Here is a 21,323-nt window from a genome sequence, read left to right as displayed (position 1 = left end):
CGAAAGAGCAGATAAATCAAGAATTATAAGATAATCTATTGTTGGGGTAGGTCAATAAAATTCAGGTACGAAGTTTTTTGATTTTGAAACGACCATTTATCCAAATTTTTAAAGGCAGGATATTTCAATTTCCTTTGATTAATTTTTTCAAGAATAGAATGTAGGTTTTCTTCGTTGTAAAATACGGTTTGTCCAGCTAAATCATCAATTTCATTGAAGAAATCTTGAGATAGCAAAGGTTTTTTATGGGCATATGCCAAATTAAAACTACCTGATATCTTATTTGTTAAATAGGAGTTGTCATGCTTTAGTAATGGCATAACCATATCTGCTTTCGATAGATATGCATGATATTCTTCATTTTCAATGAATCGGTCAAAGGTTACAATCTGCGATGAAAACTTGGAGCTTTTGAATTGTGATAATAGTGCACTTCCTTCTTCAGTTATGTTTAAAAGTTTTCCAAGAAAAATAAATTTAATATTCAAGAGATTTTCAGCTTTTTCCAAAGCGTTTAACAATATGGAATAATTTCTCCGAGATAAATCTATCCTACCAGGAATTACTATCCAAATATCATTTTTATCCTTACGTATAACAATGTTACTTACAGGAAAAAAAATTGGATAGAAACTGTTAAGTTTTATGTTTTTAGGATAAGATTGAATCAAGTGGTCCGCAAGCACAAAGTATTTCTTGATTTTAGTTGAAATTATTTTTTGCGTAAAACTTTTGTTTAGTTTTTTCGTATTGTGCAACAAGCCAATACATTTAATTTTAGGATAGAGATTTAGAAAAAATACGGTATTTCTAATTACTTTGCTAGAACTTGCAGTGTTAAAAATTAAAAGGTCATAAGCTTTTAAACTTTTTAAAAGTTGAATGGAACCTCTTATATTTTTAAACAAGCCTTTCCTCTCTTTAACAAAAAAGATAGTATTGAATAACTCTTTATAAGGCAGTATTTGAGCATTTAACTTTGGATGAATAAATACATCAAGTTCAATTTCAGTATTTTCCATAAATAAGGCCTGAGAATATAGGCACTCCTCATGGCTAGTGCTAATTTCAATAACAGCGGTTTTCATTGCATTGGTAGTTTAAGCCCAGTGCAAAGATGCTTAATGTTTGGGTAAATGTGATGGAACTAGGTTTAATTTTTAGAATAGAACTTTAATCTGAAAACAATATGCAAGAACTAAAACTTTAATTTGCGGAGATATAAAGAGAGATAATACCATTAAACTCCAAGATAGAGGGATGAACTTTTCGCTTTGCCCCTAAATATGATGTTTTCGGTTAAGTATAATAGATTAGCATTAGCTGGCCATCATCTCAACATTCTTAAGTTTGTATTCTTCTTTTTTAGGTGCTATTTGCGGTACTTCACCTACTTGCTTGAGTTTAGACAACTCATCATATCTAACATAAACACTTAAAGCATTTAAATAGCATACGGTAAAACCTTTTCTCAAATCTATAAACCCTAACCTTATAATATAATTGTAAGCAAATTTCCATGAAGGCTTGCCAATTAGTTTAAATAGATTACTGGAGCGGTTATTGGCATATAATTCTTTGGCCTTTAGTTTTCCGTAGTGTACCATTTTAGCTTTGTAATCACTATAACCTTTATAACAGTAGTGAGTCAATTTCTCTTTAAGAACACCTGTCTTACCATTGACCTGCAGGGTTTCGTGAACCAATTTGTTTTGAGCAAATTGACACTTACTTTTTTTAAATAATCTTATATTTTTATCGGTTTGCCAACCACTATAGTTTAGTTTACTGTTCTTGAACATAAACTTTCTGTAAAACCAATACGCATTTAGTGCGTTGGGGTCTTTAATGGTTTGGCTAATTTCTTTTCGCAAAGAACTAGGAACTATTTCATCTGCATCTACAAATAAAACCCAATCATTAGAGGCTTTATCAAGCGTAAATGATTTCTGATCTGTGAAGTTTTTAAAAGGGCGCTGAATTACCCTAACATTGGGTAAAGTCTCAAGATACTCGAATGTGCCATCCGTGCTGTAGGAATCTACAACGATTATTTCATCCGCGAAAGAAACAGAAAAAATACACTTTTTTATGTGCTCCATTTCATTAAAGGTGATGATCAATGCTGTAAGCTTATCTCCAGAATTACTCAAAATCAAATAAAATTTTATTGTGTTCGTTTTAACTCGCTAGACTATAACTAATAAAATAGCTATAAATTGTTTTGTTGAGTACTTTTCTTACAGGTCTTCTATGAACTAGACTAAAGAATTAGAAAAGGTTGCGTACAAATGGTAAAATTTTATAAAAAAAATGTCCATAATCGTTCGTTTAAAACGACTATGGACAGGATTCTGGAAATAGCTTTTTAAACAGCTACATCATATTCCCGTAAAGCATCGTTCAACGAGGTCTTTTTGTTTGTACTTTCTTTTCTTGTTCCGATAATCAAAGCACATGGTACTTGAAACTCACCGGCAGGAAACTTCTTAGTATAACTCCCTGGTATAACAACTGAACGTGCAGGAACCCTACCTTTAATTTCAATTGGCTCATCTCCGGTAATATCAATTATCTTTGTAGATGCGGTAAGTACAACGTTAGCGCCTAATACGGCTTCTTTTTCAACACGCACACCTTCAACAACAATACACCTAGAACCAATAAAGGCATTATCTTCAATAATGACCGGAGCGGCTTGCAATGGTTCAAGAACACCACCAATACCAACACCACCGCTTAAGTGAACATTTTTACCTATTTGTGCACAACTTCCTACAGTGGCCCAGGTATCAACCATGGTTCCTTCATCTACGTAAGCACCTATATTTACGTAGCTAGGCATTAAAATAGTACCAGCAGAGATATAGGCACCGTGACGCGCAACGGCGTTTGGTACTACGCGTATACCTTTTTCTTTATAACCACTTTTTAGCGGAATTTTATCATGGTATTCAAAAATGCCAGCTTCTAGGGTTTCCATTTTTTGAATTGGAAAATAAAGTACAACACCCTTTTTTACCCATTCGTTAATTTGCCAACCATCTGCGGTTGGTTCCGCACAACGTAATTTACCTAGGTCTAATAAATTTACAACTTCTCTTATGGCTTCTTGGGTTGCAGCTTCTTTCAAAAGCTCCCTGTTGTCCCATGCATTTTCTATTGTTTTTCTTAATTCCGTCATCTTTAATCTACTATTAGAATGTTATATAGCGCGTTCTCTGCGCCTTGGGTTATTTGTTTCCTTTATGATACCTTTCATATGTTACTTGGTACAGCGCTACAAATATAGGAGTCAAATATGATTTGGGGTTTCAATTTTACGGTTATAACAATTTATAGGTTATTTTTGCAAAAAAATAAATAAAGGATTGGGAAGGTTGTTGGCTTTGGATTATGGAAAGAAACGAACAGGAATTGCCGTTACCGATGAATTGCAATTGATAGCTTCAGGTTTAACTACTGTTCGTACCTTTGAACTGATAGATTTTTTAAAAGACTATGTTGAAAAGGAGAATGTCCAAAAATTTATAGTAGGTGAACCACGTCAAATGGATAATACACCTAGTGAGTCTGAAGCGTTAATAGCTCCATTTTTAAATCGTTTAAAGAAAGTTTTTCCACATATACCTGTAGAGCGTCAAGATGAACGCTTTACCTCAAAAATGGCTTTTCAGACCATGATAGATAGTGGTTTAAAAAAGAAACAAAGAAGAGATAAAGCTCTAGTAGATGAGATAAGTGCTACTATTATTCTACAAGCCTATTTAAATAAAATTTAGATGATATTACCAATTATCGCTTATGGCGACCCCGTATTAAGAAAAAAGGGTAATGATGTGCCCAAGGATTACCCTAAATTAGAAGAGTTGATCGATAATATGTGGGAAACCATGTATAATGCAAATGGAGTTGGTTTAGCAGCACCTCAAATAGGATTGCCGGTAAGATTGTTTTTGGTGGATACAACTCCCTTTTCCAAAGATGAAGACCTTACAGAAGAGGAGAAGAAGAAATTGGATGGTTTCAAAAAAGTATTCATCAATGCTTACATTGAAGAGGAAACTGGCAAAGAATGGGCTTTTAGCGAAGGTTGTTTGAGTATACCAGATATTCACGAAGATGTTAGCAGAAAGGATACGGTTACCATAACTTACGTAGATGAGGATTTCAAAAAGCAAACGGAAACCTATGATGGTTTATTGGCCCGTGTAATTCAACATGAATACGACCATATTGAGGGTATTTTGTTTACGGACAAACTTTCATCTTTAAAGAAGCGTTTATTAAAAGGTAGATTAACTAATATTTCAAAAGGAAATATAAGAGCAGATTACCGTATGCGTTTTCCTAAGCAGAAAAAAGGACGTTAAAGTTTTATTGTAATCCGTTGAAAAGTGCAATATTTGCGCTCCTAAAATGTAAATTTTTATATGAGTTTAGATAAGATCTTATCCATTGGGGGAAAACCAGGCCTATACAAATTGGTTACGCAGACCCGTACCGGGTTTGTTGCAGAATCGCTAATTGATCAAAAACGTATTACCGTAGGTATGCGAAGTAATGTTAGTATTCTTTCTGAAATTGCAATTTATACCTTAGATGAAGAATTACCCCTAAGAGACGTATTTTTAAAAATACAAGTAAAAGAAAAAGGAGGAAAAACTTCCGTAGCCCATAAAGCGGAAAAAATTAAGTTGGAAGAATATTTCTTTGAAATTCTACCTAACTATGATGAAGATCGAGTGTACGCTAGTGATATTAAAAAGGTAATACAGTGGTATAATATACTTCACGAGAATAATATAACGGATTTTTCCGCGGATAAATCTGCTATGGATGAAGAGGAATAAATTAAATCTTTTTTACCTTAAAAATTATTATAAAGCCCTCTTAATGAGGGTTTTTTTGCTACACATAAGTATTTATTGATTGGTGTTCATGTACTAAAAAAATGAATTAAGTAAGATTAATCTTTCTTGATTAAAAGAAAAAACTTTAAGCTAATCGATTAATCTATTTTCCATATAACACTTTGTGATTTAATTATTAACTTAGCTAGTAACAAGCCAACCAAATACATACCAAATTACATGTTTTGTTTAGTATATACCTCTAAAGCAAATGCTGATTTTGGGCTACAAAAAGTTCAGGAAATGCTTGTAAAAGCGCGAGATTCCAATGCTCAGCAGAATATTACCGGATGTTTACTTTATTTTAATGAAAGATTCATACAGTACCTTGAAGGCGATGAAATTACCGTCAAAGAACTTTATGCAAAGATTGAAGAGGATAGTAGGCATTCAGAAGTAAAATTACTGTCTCAAAGTAGAATCCATAACAGGGAGTTTATTACTTGGAGAATGGCTTTTGAACACCTTAAATCTGAAAATAGTGATCTTCAATATTTAAAATTATTAGTGGCCACCTTTTTTGAAAATCCAGAAAACTCATTATCTCCCAATCCTACATCAATTGAATTTTGGAACGCAACAAAATTATTGTTAACTACGAAATATGCGGATAAAAGTGCCTAAATGATTTTGGTATTATCCTCAGTTGCTTCTATTATTTTTAATTTGTATTAAACATACTATTCTTAAAATCCTTCCTCCCATTCTAACAAACCTTCCTACTCTTCCATTTTTTTAATTTGAGGGGTTTGTATCCTTGAAACATGTTCTCTTTACATACAGTTATCTTTTGACAAGCACATTTATGTAATTAGAGGGCAATCAACTCCATGCCAGAGGCAATTACCTTAATTCCTATTGTAAGTTTAGCTGGTATAAAGTGTTAGTAGTAAAAGAAGAACATTGACTTTTGTAAAATGCTGAATGTTTTTCGTCTATAGAAAATTGCCATTCGTCTTCGGCTAACTACTATACACCTTCTCACATCTTAATAATACCATAAAATTCTGGAAATTAGGAGTGTAGATAATCTATTTTTTATTTAAAATCTAAGACATATGAAGAACGATGTAGCCGAAATTAGTAACGAATTAAAGAGCGCTTTTTTTGAAAATGCCTATTCTCCTTTTGTTATTCTTAATGAGAAGATGGATTTCGTGGATGTAAATATTGCCGCAATTACCGCCTTAGGTAAATGCAGAGAGGATTTTATTGGTAAAAATCTTCTTGATATATTCCCTCATTTAATTGGTACCGAACGTTTTGAGTCTTATAAAGAGGTTTTTCATACGGGGGTTGCCGTTGGGTATGATCTACTCTCTTTTGAAATAGATAATGTAGAGTATAGATGGATGGTTAGAGCATTCAAAGTTGGTGACTATTTAGGGATATCTACTCAAGACGTTTCAAGCGTGGGTCAATCAATAGATGAACTAAAGAGTACGCAAGATTCTTTAAAACAAGTTAACGATAACCTCAAAAAATCAAACAAGTCCCTGGAGGAGTTTTCCTATGTGGCCGCGCATGATTTAAGGGCTCCAATTACTAACTTAAAAAGTCTATTTGAAATGCTTGCGAAGACTGGGTCAATTCCTGAAGAGGCTAGCCTTATAGTAGATAGAATGAAACAGGTTACAAAAGTAATGTGTGATAAAGTTAGAGCATTAAATCATGTAATTGCCTTAAAATCCAATCTTTGTCAAGATCAAGAAACTATAGTTTTCGCAGAGGTACTAGCAAAGGTAAAGGCTATTCTTTCTGAAGATATAATTAAGAGCAGGGCGATTATTGAGGAGGACTTTTCAAGTTCACCAACTATTAAATACTGCCCTGTGCATTTGGAAAGTATTATACAAAATCTTCTTTCTAACGCTCTTAAATATAGACATCCCAATCGTAAGCCTATAATCAAGATAAAGGTCAAGGAGGTTAATGGAAAAATACACCTAACCTTCAGAGATAATGGTTTGGGTTTTGACCAGAGCGCAGACCTTAAAATTTTTGGGTTGTTCAAAAGAATGCATACACATGTAGAAGGTCTAGGTATTGGGCTCTATATTATTCACTCTATCGTGACAGAAAAAGGTGGAGAAATCAAAGTTAAAAGTGAGGTAAATAAAGGAACTGAATTTAACATTCGGTTCTAGGATAACTAAAACCAGTGATAATGATTAAAATACTGATTATTGAGGATGATGATGTTACTAATTTTATTTCTAAAACCAAATTAAACAATTTTGGTTTTAAAGATATTTTTATAGTAACAAATGGTCAAATGGGAATAGACTATTTAAAAAGCAATGAATGTCCGGACTTAATTTTGTTGGATATAAATATGCCTATTTTGGATGGATGGGAATTTTTGGAAGCTAAGAACCGTTTAGGTTTGTGTTCAGGAGTGCCTATAATCATAACCACATCATCAGGAAGACCAGAGGATAGACTAAAAGCCTCTACTTTTGAAGATATTTTTGATTATTTAGAGAAGCCTATTAATTTTGATAATTTGCATTCACTTCTTTTGAAATTAGAAGAAGAGAATCTTAAATGTTGAAAAAATACGTTCGGGTTACTTTTAAAAGTAACCCGAGTAAAAAATCAATCTTTATCTATAGTCTTGTAGGTAAATTTACTTTTCTCCCAATCTATTAATGGAGACGGATAATACTTTACATTCATTCGATCCAGAAACGGAGCCTGATTGGCTAATCTTACTTTATATTTTTCCCAGTCTCTATTTTCAGGAATGGACCAACTTAACTCTGCATAACCTATTGCGCGAGGAAAAGCCAAATATTCTAGCTCATCTATATTGCTAATAGTTTCGGACCAGAGAGGGGCCTCTAATCCTAAAATATTTTCTATTGGAACTCCCTCATACTTCTCCGGAGCCCAATTATAAGCTGTATCGGTAGGAATGTAGGCTGCCCAATGTAAACCGTGTTTTGATAAACTGTCATATTCCATATCCAGATATGCTTTTTTAGCAGGAGACATGATAATCTTCATATTCTTTTTTAGAGCTAAGTCGGCATTTTCTTTACTGGACCAAAATTGAGAGATTGAAATAGAATCTATATCTGCGGTAGCAACCTCGTCCCAACCGATCATTCGTTTACCATACTTTTGAACTATTTTTTCAACTTTCTCAACAAAGTAGATATAATCTTTTTTCTTGGTTACATGGCTTTCATCCCCACCAATGTGAAAATAGGGCCCGGGAGTGATGGCAGATATTTCTCTAACTACATCATCAATAAAAGCGTAGGTGGTATCTTTTCTGGTGTCAAAAGTGCTAAAACCAACTCTCATGCCAGTGTATAATTTTAGTTTTTTGCCATTTCCATTTAAAAAAGGATATGAAACGGAAGCTGCATTGGTGTGTCCAGGCATATCAATTTCCGGTACAATGGTAATATGACGCTCAGCAGCGTAGTTCACAATATCCGTATATTCATCCTGGGTGTAAAAACCACCGGATTTACCTCCAACTTCGGTGCTACCACCAACTTCAGTAAGTTTTGGCCAAGATTTTATTTCTATACGCCACCCTTGGTCATCGGAGAGGTGTAAATGGAGTACGTTATATTTATAGTAGGCCAAAAGGTCTATGTATTTTTTCACATCCTCTACACTAAAAAAATGCCGTGCTACATCTAACATGCTTCCCCGGTATTCAAAAATAGGATTATCTATAATTTTCCCGGTAGGAATATTCCAGACGTTGTACTCGGCAATGGTATCTAAGGGTGTTTCTGGAATAATCTGGCGTATGGTCTGCACACCTCTAAAAGCACCTGCTGCTGTATTGGAATTCAGTATTATCGTGTCTTTGGTAATGTAAAGTTGATAGGCTTCAGGAGCGTTCAATTCTAAGCTGTCAGATTGATTGATGTAAATAATGCCTTCCCGATTTGAAACCTCTTCAATATTCACCGGAATATCCAATGATGTTTTCGCGTGAATTTTCTCTGATAGAAATTGGCCGACTTCAGGAAAACCATCGGCATTTTCAGAAGTATAGATGGCCGTAAATTTGTCCAGTGCAAAACCTGAGTTGGTAGGGATGACCTTCATAGGCATGGGAATCATATTTTCCATAGCCAAATCGGTTTGTGGTAGATTTAAAACACGTTTCTTTTTTTCGGGCTCGCAAGAACATAGAGCTACAAAAATGCAGCTAATAAATAAGGCTTTGAGTAAGTTAGATTTCATCTAGTAATTATTTAGAGTTGGGAAATTTGAATACCTAATTTACATGATTTTTCAATTCGGTGTACCATATTTCGTACCCTTTTGAATTCATATGTAGACCGTCTGAAACAAAAATATCCTGTTTTACTTTTCTGCCTTCAAGCATAGGTTTCCAAACGTCAACATATTTCAATCTTCCGTCCGTTAGGGTCATTTTTTCCATTTTCCGATTCAGTCTCTTATATTTTCTTCTCAGCTTCCAACGAGAAATACTTGGTTTTGCTGAAATGAATACAATTTCTGTCTGCGGATTGTTTTCAAAAATTAAATCTCGTATTTGAGATATAGTACTTATAATTTCTTTTGGTCTTTTTTTACTTTGAATGTCATTATCGCCTTCATAAATAAACACCTTTTTAGGCTGGTAATTTAGAATGAGGTCGTTAGTGAATTGAAGCAAATCTACCGCTTGTGAGCCTCCAAAACCTGAATTGATAACTTGGTGATCAGGAAAACGTTCCTGCAAATCATTCCAAACGCGTATGCTTGAACTGCCCGTAAAAACTATACTTTCTCTTGAAGCATCATAAAGTGAATCGTATTTTTGAGTAATTGCTGCTACCTCTTGGGTAAAAGAACTTTGTGCATTAGCTATAAGTCCGGTTAATAAAAATATGATTATATAGATTCTCATTTATTCTGATTTTGTTATTGATGTGATTCCTTCCGCAACGGACCAATCGTAAAAGCGCTGAATCCAATTATCTGAGGGCAAACCTTGTTTTATCATACCAAATCCATGACCGCCTTTCGCATACATGTGTAATTCAGGAAGTTTGCCGGCATTCACCCATGAGTTGTAAATTTCAATGCTTCCCGGAGCAAGTCCTAGCGGGTCATCAGTAGCACAGACTACTAACATTTTTGGAGGATTTTTTGGAGCTTCTTGAACAGGGTAAGCACTGGTCCATGCATATACGGGAACTAAAAAGTTAGGGCGATTGTTTTCTGTATAATTATAGGCAACGCCCATAGTTACCGCACCTCCTGCTGAAAAGCCCATAAAGCCAATCTTATTGGGGTCTAGTTTATATTTTTCTGCATTTTCCCTAACATAGGAGATGGCAGATAGTCCATCTGCAATGGATAATGGCATAACGGGAGCGACTCTTTCGATTATACGAGAAGGATTCTTAGCACCTTCTTCGGTAATTTCTTGTACGCCATCTTCTTCGGTAGGCACCAATCTATATTTTAATACGAAGGCGGTAATACCTCTCTCTGACAGCCACTTGGCAACACTTCTGCCTTCACTAACTATACTTAGGGCATAAAGACCACCGCCGGGTGCGATAATCACAGAGGTACCGTTAGGGTTTTTAGGTTGAAAAACTTGGAGTGTGGGAACGGAAACATTAGTCACCACATCTGTTTTCCATACCTCTGAAAAATACTGCTTTTCTTCATGTGCCCAAGTTACATTAGCACTTTCCTCATAGGGTATTTCAATAAATTCTTGAGCAATTCCAACCTGGATATAGGCCAAAAGTAAAAGACTGATTTTTTTCATAGGACCAACTTTTTATTTTTATATAGAAAGAGCAAGGTAAGCCAAAGCGGCTACAAAAGCCCCAAACAAAGGAGCTACAATAGGAATCCATGCGTATCCCCAATCACTGTTGCCTTTTCCTTTTATGGGTAATATAGAATGTAATAATCTAGGACCAAAATCACGAGCAGGGTTAATGGCGTAACCGGTTGGGCCTCCAATACCAAAACCTATACCCATTACCAGTAGTGCTACCGGTAAGGCATCTAAAGAACCAAGAGAAATTGCTTCTCCGCCAAAAGAACCACCGGCAATAAAGAAAACCCCAAACACCAAAGTAAAAGTTCCGATAGCTTCGGTAACAAAGTTCCAAAACGGACTACGAATGGCAGGTCCCGTACAAAAAGTAGCTAATATAGCACCTTGGTCTTCCGTGGCATCATAATGTTTTTTATAGGAGAGCCAAACCATAAAATTCCCCATCATAGCTCCTAAAATTTGAGCTAACATATAGCCAGGTACTAATCCCCAACTAAATTTTCCGGCTGTAGCCAAGGCCAGTGTAACGGCAGGGTTTAAATGAGCAGAACTAACATCGGCACTTACGTAAACACCTATAAAAACGGCAATACCCCATGCCAATGAAATTCCCGTCCAGCCCGTATCAGGACCTTTCGTTTCTTTCAAAACTAGATTGGCAACAACGCCATTGCCAATAAGAATAAGCAAAGCGGTTCCGATAAATTCAAATAGGTAAATAAACATAGTTGAGTTGTTTTAGTCGGTGAAAAGATAGTGAAAAACAAAGTTTCATGTCCGTTGAGAGCATCTGAAATCAATGTAATGTACAGATATTGAGTGTAATAATTTGATTTAAAGAAACTTCTATTAAAAGTAGGTCAAACATTAAATTGACGAAGATGATGATCTAAATGCTTATAAAAAAGCACGTTCCATTCTTGAGTAGTTAGAGGTCCAAAGGCATGGGATTCTTTATTTTGAAAATGTGCAGAGCCTAACTGCTGCGTTTTTTCTAAATGGGCGATAAGTTTTTGCTTTTCAGATTCAAAATCTCGTTGGTCCGTAATTAGAAATTCTGGTGCGGTACGACCATTTTTATTATAAGGTTTAGGTCCAACAACAGCATTCTTGGCCAAAAGTTTAATCATAAATTTTTTGAAACCTGTAGGTTTTGGGTATTTGTCCGTATAAGTCATGTCATACGCAACATTGCAGTGTGCCATCATTTGGCCTACATTCATCTTACCCCATAAATTAGCGCTATTGGAATTTAGATTGTTGATACGAGAAATTAGTTCGCTTACATCATTTTGGTCAAATACATTTTTCATACTACCTATGGTTTTTAGGATGGCTTTGGCCTTTTTAGACCTGATGGAAAGATATTAAAAAAACGAACCTTTTGGTTCTCTTTTGTTATATATATTCAGGGAGATTCTGTTGATCAGAAAAAAAATGAAGGCATTAACAAAGATTTAAGATGATATAGTGTGGGCAAATTAAGAGTCTGAATTAGTTTTGCTACCAGATGAAAAAAAGATGCTTAAAATATTTTTTATCTCTAAGTATTCTGCTTTTAGGTGTTTGTAGCGAAGCAGCCGCTAATACAGTTTATGGTAATTTCACATCTATAACTTTAGGGCATCAAACCGAAGGCAATACTACAACAGTTATTCCGGAGCAGTACATTCCGTCTGGATTAAAGTCGTCTTCGTCTGAAAAACAGCACAACAGTAAAATTGAAATTACGGATGAGCAAGAGGAAGAGGAAGAAGAGGAAAGCGAATCTACGCTTTCTGAAAAACAGTTAAAGGAGTATACCTCACTAAACTTACTTTCCACATTTTACCAATCAGGGTATTTCTATCACCTGATCAAGAATCAGTTTTCCTTTTATCAACATTTTACTTATCTGTCTACGTATAAGACACTTCACCTTATGTTCAGCGTTCTACAGCTGTGATTCTTAAATTCAGTTCGGCAAATTCCATTATGTCGGACTTTTCTTTTTTTAGTGCCGAGCGGAATATACGGCATTAGAAAAAACACTTCAATGATGTTTTAAAGCATCAACATAAACCATTATCAAAACTAAAATATTAAGTAATGAGAAGAATTTTTATGCTCATAAGCTTGTCTGCGCTATTGTTTCACTCAAGTTGTCAATCAGAAAAGAAACACAAGGAAAAAGAGGCAAAGTATCTGGTTACCAATCCTATATTGATGGATACGGTCATAACCAAAAATTACGTTTGCCAAATACATTCATACAGGAATATAGAACTTAGAGCCCTGGAAAAAGGGTATTTACAAACCATTTTTGTAGATGAAGGCCAACACGTTAAAAAGGACCAACCTATGTTTAAAATTATGGACAAAGTCTATAAGTCAGAGCTGCAAAGAGCTGATGCCGAAGCAGAGGTGGCTAAAATTGAATATAAGAATACGCAGCTACTGGCGGATAGCGACGTAGTTTCCCCCAATGAGCTTGCCATGAGCAAGGCCAAATATGAAAAAGCAAAAGCAGAGGTGGCCATGGCCCAAACACATTTGGGTTTTACGGATATCAGGGCACCCTTTGATGGGATAATCGATCACCTTCTGGTAAGGGAGGGTAGTCTTTTGGATGAAGGAGAACTTCTAACTTCTCTATCGGATAATAGCAAAATGTGGGTCTATTTTAATGTTTCCGAAGCGGAGTATTTAAACTATGCACTTAATGGTAATTCTGAAGATAAAATAGGTGTAGAGCTGCTGATGGCCAACAATCAAAAGTTTGACCAAGAAGGAATAGTGGAAACCATTGAGGGCGAGTTCAATAATGAGACTGGGAATATAGCCTTTAGAGCCACCTTCCCTAATCCAAAAGGACTTTTGCGTCACGGGGAAACAGGTAGTATATTAATGAAATTACCGCTAAAGGATGTTATGATTATTCCACAAAAAGCTACGTTTGAAGTTCTTGATAAGAAATTTGTTTTTGTGGTGGACGAGAGTAATATAGTCCATAGAAAAGAAGTGACCGTTAGCTCGGAATTACCGCACTTGTTTGTTGTACAAGAAGGATTATCTAAAAACGATAAAGTTTTACTTGAAGGTATCAGATTGGTAAAGGAAGGTAGTCACATAGAGCCGGATTTCATGGCGCCCAAAAAACAATTGGCTCTTCTTGATCTCTATGCAGAGTAATCCCCAACCTTAAATACCAAAAATATGTTCAGTAAATTTATAAAACGGCCAGTTCTGGCTATTGTAATTTCGGTAATTATTGTTTTTGTGGGGCTCTTGTCCATTAAACAATTACCTATATCACAGTTTCCGCAAATTGCTCCTACCACAGTTAATATTTTTATAGCATACCCAGGAGCAAGTGCAGATGTACTGGTGAAATCCACTTTAATTCCAATTGAAACGGCAATTAACGGCGTACAGGATATGCGCTATATTGCTTCCGATGCCACCAGTGCGGGGGAGGGAACTCTCCGTATCATCTTTGAACCAGGAACCGATCCAAATGAAGCGGTAGTCAGGGTAAAAACCAGGGTTGATCAGGTGATGCCTCTTCTGCCTCCATTGGTACAGAGAGAAGGAGTAATTATTACCCCGGTGCAACCTAGTATGTTAATGTATGTCAACCTTTTTAGTTCCTCTAAAAAGAACGATGAAAAGTTTTTGTACAACTATGCTTATACAAAAATAGTACCGGAGCTTCAACGTATAACCGGTGTTGCCAGTGCTAAAATACTGGGAAGTAGAAAGTATGCCATGCGGGTTTGGTTGAAACCGGATCGTATGCGCGCCTATAATATTTCCGCAGAGGAAGTTCTTGAAGCCATGGATGAGCAAAGCGTAATTGCTAGGCCGGGGCGTTTAGGACGTAGTTCGGGAAAAAAATCCCAGGCGTTGGAATATGTTCTTACCTATGAGGGCCGGTATAACGAGGCCGATCAGTACAAGGATATAATTATAAAGTCCAATGAAGACGGGGAGATACTCACTTTAAGCGATATTGCAGAAGTAGAATTAGGAAGCGAATTTTTTGACATATACTCCAATTTAGATGGAAAGCCATCGGCATCTATAGTTCTTAAGCAGACTTTTGGGAGTAACGCCAGTGATGTTATTGATTCCGTAAAAGATAAATTAAGGGAACTCAAAGAAAACTTGCCTCCTGGCATTGATTACCAAATTAGTTATGATGTATCCAACTTTTTAGATGCTTCTATAGAACAGGTTGTTCATACGTTGCGTGATGCCTTTATTTTGGTGGCAATCGTTGTGTTTCTTTTCTTAGGAGACTGGCGTTCTACTCTTATTCCTATAATTGCCGTACCTGTATCTTTGATAGGGGCATTTTTTGTAATGCAGCTCTTTGGACTGTCCATTAACTTAATAACTCTCTTTGCCCTGGTTTTGGCGATTGGTATTGTAGTGGATGATGCCATTGTTGTTGTGGAGGCGGTCCATGCCAAGATGGAGGAAGAACATCTAAAGCCGTATGAAGCGGTCAAACAGGTGATTGGCGAAATTGGGGGAGCTATTATAGCTATTACCATGGTAATGGTTTCTGTATTTGTGCCTATCTCTTTTATGACCGGTCCTGTTGGGGTGTTTTATCGCCAGTTTAGTATTACCATGGCGGGTTCCATTATTATTTCGGCTGTTGTAGCACTTACGCTTACACCGGTATTATGTGCCATGATATTGAAAAATAATCACGGTGAAAAAAGAAAGAAATCACTTGTTGACAAGTTTATAGATTGGTTCAATAGAGGTTTTGAAAAACTCACCGGTAGATATATAAATGTGTTGAAATATATCGTCAATCGGCGTGTGGTTACCTTTGGTTTGTTAATAGCCTTTTGCGTAGGTATATTCATAACAAATGAAACTTTGCCGGCCGGTTTTATTCCCAATGAAGATCAGGGAACAATATATGCCATTATTCAGACGCCACCAGGTGCTACATTGGAGCGTACCAATGAGGTAGCCCATAAATTACAGGCGTTATGTGAAGAAATGGATGCAGTGGAATCGGTATCGTCATTAGCCGGTTACGAAATTATGACCGAAGGTCGAGGTTCCAATGCAGGAACCTGTCTAATCAATCTAAAACCTTGGTCACAACGTCATGAATCCGTACACGAGGTAATGGAAGAGCTTGAAGAGGAAAGCAAGGACCTTGGGGCTGTAATTGAGTTTTTTGAACCGCCAGCAGTACCTGGTTTTGGTTCTTCAGGAGGTTTTTCTATGCGTCTTTTGGATAAAACGGATAATACCGATTATCATGAATTTGAGCGAATAAACAATGAATTTATTGATGCGCTTAGCAAAAGGGAAGAGCTTACAGGACTTTTTACTTTTTTTGCTGCCAATTACCCTCAGTATGAACTTGTGGTAGATAATAAGGCGGCCATGCAAAAAGGGGTGTCCATTGGCAAAGCTATGGAAAACCTAAATATTTTAATCGGTAGTACCTATGAACAGGGTTTCATAAAATATGGGCGTTTCTTTAAGGTGTATACGCAAGCGGCACCGGAATATAGGCGTATGCCGTCTGACCTTGAACAGCTTTTTGTTAAGAATGAAAAAGGAGAAATGGTATCCTATTCGTCTTTTATGAAGCTCGAAAAACGTTTGGGGCCTAATGAGATTACACGCTACAATCTGTATAATTCGGCTGCAATTAGAGGTTTGCCGGCACCGGGATATACCAGTGGAGATGCCATTACAGCAATTCGTGAAGTAGCGGAAGAAAGTCTACCCAATGGTTTTGATATTGCTTGGGAAGGTCTCTCCTATGATGAAGCGGGCAGAGGAAATGATTCCGTTTACATATTTATCGTAGTACTGATTTTTGTTTACTTGGTCTTAGCTGCTCAATATGAAAGCTTTCTATTGCCATTGGCCGTGATTCTATCTCTTCCCGTTGGTATATTTGGGTCATTCCTGCTCCTAAAGGCTATGGGACTTGCCAATGATGTATATGCGCAGATCGGATTGATTATGTTGGTGGGCTTACTGGGTAAAAATGCCGTGTTAATCGTGGAGTTTGCGGTTCAAAAGAGGAACGAAGGAGCTACGATTCTTGATGCGGCTATAGAAGGGGCAAAAATGCGTTTCAGGCCTATTTTAATGACTTCATTCGCCTTTGTAGCTGGGTTAATTCCTTTAATTGTAGCAAGTGGTGCCGGCGCCATAGGAAACCAAACCATAGGTGGTTCTGCCATGGGAGGTATGTTGTTGGGCACGTTATTGGGAGTTTTGATAATTCCTGGCCTGTATTACGTCTTTGCAAAAATGGCCGATGGTCGTTCTCTTATCAAAGGTGAAAATACGGAACCTATTTCGGAAGGTTTCATTAGAACTTCTGAAGAGGAAAGTGTTTCTCAGGAAGAGGTTAGTCAGTTACGCAGAATGCTTAGAAAAATTCTATCGCGAAAGAAAAATCCAAAAAATTAAAAGATGATTAAACATACTAAAATTGTGGTATCCTTTTGTGCGATTATTGCATTGCACTCATGTGTACCCACTAAAACCGTTCGTGAGGCGGATACTGCTGTACCTGATCAGTATGGGGGTACGGCAAATGATAGTGTCAATACGGCTTCGGTGAAATGGAGAGAATATTTTAAGGATGAACACCTTAGTTCCCTTATTGAAATTGCGCTTCAAAACAATCAGGAGCTCAACATTGTGCTGCAGGAAATAGCAGTGGCAAAAAGTGAGGTAAAGGAGAAAAAGGGAGAATATCTTCCGTTTGTAGACCTGCAAGCCAGTAGCGGATTGGAAAAGGTAGGCCGGTACACTAGTCAAGGGGCAAGTGATGCCAATACCGATATCCGTCCTGGAGAGGAATTTCCAGAGCCTTTGGGCGATTTTTTGCTTGAAGCACGGGCCAATTGGGAGATAGATGTTTGGCATAAGTTAAGGAATGCCAAAAAAGCTGCGGTTATGCGTTACCTATCTTCGGTAGAAGGACGGAACTTTATGGTAACCAATCTTATCTCCGAGATAGCAAATTCATATTATGAGTTGTTGGCTCTGGACAATCAAATGGCTATAGTGAAGCAGAACATCGGTATTCAGAGCAATGCTTTAAAAATTGTAAAAATTCAAAAAGCAGCGGCAAAAGTAAATGAACTGGCTGTTAAAAAGTTTGAAGCAGAAGTTTTTCACACCAAGAGTTTACAGTTCGAGATTCAACAGGAAATCGTCCAAAAGGAAAATGAAATCAATTTCTTGTTAGGGCGATACCCCCAGCCTATAGCTAGGGATTATGACGGATTTGAAACCTTGGTTCCGGAAACAGTGCACTTAGGCCTGCCTTCTGAGTTACTGGCAAACCGTCCGGATGTAAAACAGGCAGAACTTGATTTATTGGCGGCAAAGCTAGATGTAAAGGTGGCCAAGGCTAGATTTTACCCGTCTTTGGGGCTATCGGCAGGAATCGGTTTCCAATCTTTCAAGTCGGAGTATTTGTTGGATACCCCCGAATCCCTTATCTATTCCGTGTTTGGTGAATTAACGGCACCTCTCATCAATAGAAATGCAATTAAAGCGGCATATACCGGTGCCAGTGCTAAGCAGCTGCAAGCGGTCTATACTTATGAACAGACCATTTTGAATGCGTATGTAGAGGTAGTAAATCAATTGGCGAAAATAGATAATTTCGAAAAGAGCTATGATCTAAGGTCCAAAGAGGTTGATGCCTTGACAGCATCAATAGATATTTCAAACCGACTTTTTAGGTCTGCCAGAGCAGATTATATGGAAGTTTTGCTTACACAACGTGACGCATTAGAGGCGAAAGTAGAGCTTATAGAAACCAAGCAAAAGCAAATGAGTGCGGTAGTTAACGTATATCGAGCTTTAGGCGGAGGCTGGAACTAATTTTAGGAATACAAATGGTGTAACCGAAAAAGCCATTTCACAAATTTGTGAAATGGCTTTTTTATATTTTAAAATCTTGAAACTTATCTTACACCATGCACGTTCATGGCTAATGTATAAACAGAATCCATAGCTGTAATAAAAAGTATGTTTTGGTCAGGTCCGCCAAAAGTTACATTGGCTGTCCAACTTTTGGGAACCGCAATATGTTCTATTTGTTCACCTTTGGAATTAAATACGGTAACTCCGTCTCCGGTAAGATACACATTGCCTTGGTTGTCTAAGGTCATACCATCAGAACCCATATCGGCAAACAGTTTTTTGTTTGATAGATTACCATTGGAATCGATGGTATACATATATGTTTTTTTAGCTCCGTTATCAGAAACATATAGCGTTTTTCCATCCGGAGAACCTATAATACCATTAGGTTGTTCAAAATTATCATCGGCTACAATTTTTGGCGTTGAGCTTCCTTTTGAAAGGTAATATACCCTTCTGGCGGTTTGTTCCGGTTCCGTATGTTTCCACCAAGACCTTTTGTAAAACGGGTCGGTAAAATAAATCCCTCCCACTAAATCAACCCAAATGTCATTTGGGCCATTTAACTTTTTTTCTTCGTAATCATCAATAAGTACGGTTACTTTTTTATCGGGAGAAATGCTCCATAGTTCATTTTTTTCATCGGCCGCCGCCAAAAGGTTGCCGTCATGGTCAAAATAGAGTCCGTTTGCACGACCTGAAGGTTTCATATAGTCCGTAACGGTATTGCTAGCAGCATCCCATTTTACAATTCTATCATTGGGCTGGTCCGTGAAATAAATATCTCCGTTTGCATCAACGGCAGGTCCTTCGGTAAATTTATATTCTTCAGAAACTAAGGTCAGTTCTGCATCCTCAGCAATAATCTCTTCTGCCTTCTTTTGTTGTGCTTTACAAGAGCAAAGCCCTAATAAAACCAAAGTAGATAGGAGGTAGGGTATACTATTATTTCTCATGTTTATAATGCTTTTAAAAATAACATGTTCTCTTTCATACTTTCCATAGGTGTACTGGCATATTCTTCTTGCTCTATAAAAATATGTTTTACGCCTGATACTGATTTGTTCTCCATCATCATGACAATATCAAGTCCGCCCTTACCAAATTCCGTACTTACCTTTTCCTGCATATTCATATCTTTCAAATGCCACAGCGGGAAACGATTAGGATATTTTTTAAAATAATGTAACGGGTCTTTTTCTGCAACGATCACCCAACCTAAATCCAATTCCATATGAACTAGTTCTGGGTCTGTATTATCCATCAGAACATCATAAAGTACTTCGTCTTTATCAGATTCAAATTCGTATTCGTGGTTGTGATAACCGAATTTCAACCCTAACTTTTTACAAGCTTTTCCAGCTTCGTTAAAAGCATCTGCAACTTTTTTGTAATTCTCAATATTCTGACCTTTACTAGGCAGGGAAGAGCAAATAACATACTCTTGACCGGATTCAACGGCTTGGCGCATGGTATCATCAAAATTTTTGTCCAAAGCCACATGGCCACTGCAAAGTTTCATATCTAAGCTGTCGCAAGTTTCTTTCATTTCTTTTGGTGAAAGGCCGTAATAGAGCCCTTCTTTGCTTCGCGCAGATTCTATTTTTTTAATACCGATGGAAGCAATTTGCTCTAGTGTACCTATGGCATCCTTGGCCATTTCATCACGAAAGGTATAGAGCTGTACTCCATATTTTTCACTTGGCGAAAAGGCAAAACCCATGGTAGGCAATAAAAGGCTTCCGGCAGCGGCTAAACCTGATTGTTTTAAAAAATTTCTTCTGTTTGAATGAATCATATCTTAGTATAGTTAAGTCTTGGTAAGGACTTCTAAAATACTCTAAATTTTCCACACGTTAAAGAGTGGGTCTTTGTACTTTTACGCAAATTTTAGGGTATGAATACAAGACAGCAAAAACTAGAGGCCTTTGATCGTTTGTTGACCATTATGGATGAATTGCGAGAGCAGTGCCCGTGGGATAAAAAACAGACTATGAAAACTCTGCGTCATCTTACTATCGAAGAGACTTACGAACTTGGTGATGCTATTCTTGATGATGATTTGGAGGAAGTAAAGAAAGAGTTGGGGGATGTTTTACTTCATATTGTTTTTTACTCAAAAATAGGTAGTGAAACTAATGATTTTGATATTGCGGATGTCTGTAATGAAATTTGCGACAAACTGATCAACCGCCATCCACATATTTATGGTGATGTAAAGGTGACCAGTGAAGAAGATGTGAAACGTAATTGGGAAAACATCAAACTTAAAGAAGGAAAGAAAAGTGTATTGGAAGGTGTACCCAGAGGTCTGCCTGCTTTGGTAAAAGCTAGTCGTGTTCAAGAAAAAGTAGCAGGAGTAGGTTTTGATTGGGAAAAGCCGGAACAGGTTTGGGAGAAAGTACAAGAAGAGCTGGCAGAGTTTCAGGAAGAAGTAAAAGTAAACGACCAAGATAAAATGGAGTCTGAATTTGGAGATGTTATGTTCTCTATGGTCAATTATGCACGTTTTTTGAATATCAGTCCAGAAAATGCTTTGGAGCGAACCAATAAGAAGTTCATAGGACGTTTTCAATATTTGGAAGCCAAAGCTAAAGAACTAGGAAAAGAACTTAAAGAAATGACCCTTGCGGAAATGGATGTCTTTTGGGACGAAGCCAAATTAGCAGAAAAATAAACTCCGTTTTAACTTAAACTTTATCAAATAAATC

The 21,323-nt window shown here is 36.9% G+C and carries 21 protein-coding genes; 11 read left to right on the top strand and 10 right to left on the bottom strand.

Going from position 1 to position 21,323, the window contains the following annotated elements; translation table 11 throughout:
- Positions 1 to 35 precede the first annotated feature (35 nt).
- The 3 genes from KO521_RS00635 to KO521_RS00625 form a co-directional block, all read right to left on the bottom strand.
- Positions 36 to 1,088 carry a hypothetical protein gene (locus tag KO521_RS00635; protein ID WP_215937993.1) on the bottom strand — a complete coding sequence of 351 codons (1,053 nt, stop codon included), beginning with the start codon at positions 1,086 to 1,088 and terminating at the stop codon, positions 36 to 38.
- Between the two features lie 231 nt (positions 1,089 to 1,319).
- Complete coding sequence (locus tag KO521_RS00630; protein WP_215937992.1) at positions 1,320 to 2,153, bottom strand: glycosyltransferase family 2 protein; 834 nt, start codon at positions 2,151 to 2,153, stop codon at positions 1,320 to 1,322.
- A 215-nt stretch (positions 2,154 to 2,368) separates the two neighbouring features.
- Positions 2,369 to 3,184, bottom strand: a complete 816-nt coding sequence (locus tag KO521_RS00625; RefSeq protein ID WP_215937991.1) for a 2,3,4,5-tetrahydropyridine-2,6-dicarboxylate N-succinyltransferase — start codon at positions 3,182 to 3,184, stop codon at positions 2,369 to 2,371.
- 187 nt (positions 3,185 to 3,371) lie between these two features.
- On the opposite strand from KO521_RS00625, the gene ruvX reads away from it, so the two are divergent.
- The 6 genes from ruvX (at position 3,372) to KO521_RS00595 (ending at position 7,467) form a co-directional block, all read left to right on the top strand.
- Entirely contained in the window at positions 3,372 to 3,782 is a 411-nt protein-coding gene (ruvX, locus tag KO521_RS00620) for a Holliday junction resolvase RuvX (RefSeq protein WP_215937990.1), read from the top strand.
- Positions 3,783 to 4,373 carry a peptide deformylase gene (def, locus tag KO521_RS00615; RefSeq protein WP_215937989.1) on the top strand — a complete coding sequence of 197 codons (591 nt, stop codon included), beginning with the start codon at positions 3,783 to 3,785 and terminating at the stop codon, positions 4,371 to 4,373.
- Positions 4,374 to 4,433: 60 nt separating this feature from the next.
- Positions 4,434 to 4,853 (top strand): DUF5606 family protein, encoded by a 420-nt coding sequence (locus KO521_RS00610; RefSeq protein ID WP_215937988.1) that lies wholly within the window; start codon positions 4,434 to 4,436, stop codon positions 4,851 to 4,853.
- A gap of 240 nt (positions 4,854 to 5,093) precedes the next feature.
- Positions 5,094 to 5,537 carry a BLUF domain-containing protein gene (locus KO521_RS00605; protein ID WP_215937987.1) on the top strand — a complete coding sequence of 148 codons (444 nt, stop codon included), beginning with the start codon at positions 5,094 to 5,096 and terminating at the stop codon, positions 5,535 to 5,537.
- Positions 5,538 to 5,971: 434 nt separating this feature from the next.
- On the top strand, positions 5,972 to 7,060 hold the full coding sequence (locus KO521_RS00600) for a PAS domain-containing sensor histidine kinase (protein ID WP_215937986.1): 1,089 nt from the start codon (positions 5,972 to 5,974) through the stop codon (positions 7,058 to 7,060).
- Positions 7,061 to 7,080: 20 nt separating this feature from the next.
- Positions 7,081 to 7,467, top strand: a complete 387-nt coding sequence (locus KO521_RS00595; protein WP_215937985.1) for a response regulator — start codon at positions 7,081 to 7,083, stop codon at positions 7,465 to 7,467.
- Between the two features lie 44 nt (positions 7,468 to 7,511).
- On the opposite strand, the gene KO521_RS00590 is transcribed toward KO521_RS00595, so the two are convergent.
- The 5 genes from KO521_RS00590 to KO521_RS00570 form a co-directional block, all read right to left on the bottom strand.
- Positions 7,512 to 9,128 (bottom strand): family 20 glycosylhydrolase, encoded by a 1,617-nt coding sequence (locus tag KO521_RS00590; protein WP_215937984.1) that lies wholly within the window; start codon positions 9,126 to 9,128, stop codon positions 7,512 to 7,514.
- Between the two features lie 34 nt (positions 9,129 to 9,162).
- On the bottom strand, positions 9,163 to 9,801 hold the full coding sequence (locus tag KO521_RS00585; RefSeq protein WP_215937983.1) for a GDSL-type esterase/lipase family protein: 639 nt from the start codon (positions 9,799 to 9,801) through the stop codon (positions 9,163 to 9,165).
- Complete coding sequence (locus KO521_RS00580; RefSeq protein ID WP_215937982.1) at positions 9,802 to 10,677, bottom strand: alpha/beta hydrolase; 876 nt, start codon at positions 10,675 to 10,677, stop codon at positions 9,802 to 9,804.
- Positions 10,678 to 10,695: 18 nt separating this feature from the next.
- Entirely contained in the window at positions 10,696 to 11,421 is a 726-nt protein-coding gene (locus KO521_RS00575) for an MIP/aquaporin family protein (protein WP_215937981.1), read from the bottom strand.
- Positions 11,422 to 11,555: 134 nt separating this feature from the next.
- Positions 11,556 to 12,008: a DUF1569 domain-containing protein gene (locus KO521_RS00570; protein WP_215937980.1), complete on the bottom strand. Its 453-nt coding sequence runs from the start codon at positions 12,006 to 12,008 to the stop codon at positions 11,556 to 11,558.
- Positions 12,009 to 12,205: 197 nt separating this feature from the next.
- On the opposite strand from KO521_RS00570, the gene KO521_RS00565 reads away from it, so the two are divergent.
- The 4 genes from KO521_RS00565 (at position 12,206) to KO521_RS00550 (ending at position 18,570) form a co-directional block, all read left to right on the top strand.
- Positions 12,206 to 12,640: a hypothetical protein gene (locus KO521_RS00565; RefSeq protein ID WP_215937979.1), complete on the top strand. Its 435-nt coding sequence runs from the start codon at positions 12,206 to 12,208 to the stop codon at positions 12,638 to 12,640.
- Between the two features lie 143 nt (positions 12,641 to 12,783).
- Entirely contained in the window at positions 12,784 to 13,866 is a 1,083-nt protein-coding gene (locus KO521_RS00560) for an efflux RND transporter periplasmic adaptor subunit (RefSeq protein WP_215937978.1), read from the top strand.
- Positions 13,867 to 13,890: 24 nt separating this feature from the next.
- Entirely contained in the window at positions 13,891 to 17,139 is a 3,249-nt protein-coding gene (locus tag KO521_RS00555) for an efflux RND transporter permease subunit (protein ID WP_215937977.1), read from the top strand.
- Between the two features lie 3 nt (positions 17,140 to 17,142).
- On the top strand, positions 17,143 to 18,570 hold the full coding sequence (locus KO521_RS00550; RefSeq protein ID WP_215937976.1) for a TolC family protein: 1,428 nt from the start codon (positions 17,143 to 17,145) through the stop codon (positions 18,568 to 18,570).
- Between the two features lie 83 nt (positions 18,571 to 18,653).
- On the opposite strand, the gene KO521_RS00545 is transcribed toward KO521_RS00550, so the two are convergent.
- Both KO521_RS00545 and KO521_RS00540 read right to left on the bottom strand, forming a co-directional pair.
- Positions 18,654 to 19,568, bottom strand: a complete 915-nt coding sequence (locus tag KO521_RS00545) for an SMP-30/gluconolactonase/LRE family protein (protein ID WP_215937975.1) — start codon at positions 19,566 to 19,568, stop codon at positions 18,654 to 18,656.
- Between the two features lie 2 nt (positions 19,569 to 19,570).
- A complete protein-coding gene (locus KO521_RS00540; RefSeq protein ID WP_215937974.1) occupies positions 19,571 to 20,410 on the bottom strand; it encodes a sugar phosphate isomerase/epimerase family protein in 840 nt (279 codons plus the stop codon).
- Between the two features lie 99 nt (positions 20,411 to 20,509).
- Here KO521_RS00540 and mazG point away from each other — a divergent pair, with 99 nt between their 5' ends.
- Complete coding sequence (mazG, locus tag KO521_RS00535; protein WP_215937973.1) at positions 20,510 to 21,289, top strand: nucleoside triphosphate pyrophosphohydrolase; 780 nt, start codon at positions 20,510 to 20,512, stop codon at positions 21,287 to 21,289.
- Positions 21,290 to 21,323 lie beyond the last annotated feature (34 nt).

Origin of the sequence: Zobellia uliginosa, from assembly GCF_018860745.1 — a bacterium.
Lineage (GTDB): Bacteria > Bacteroidota > Bacteroidia > Flavobacteriales > Flavobacteriaceae > Zobellia > Zobellia uliginosa_B.
Note: the sequence above shows the minus strand (reverse complement) of the source record. Positions and strands in the feature narration are given on the sequence as shown.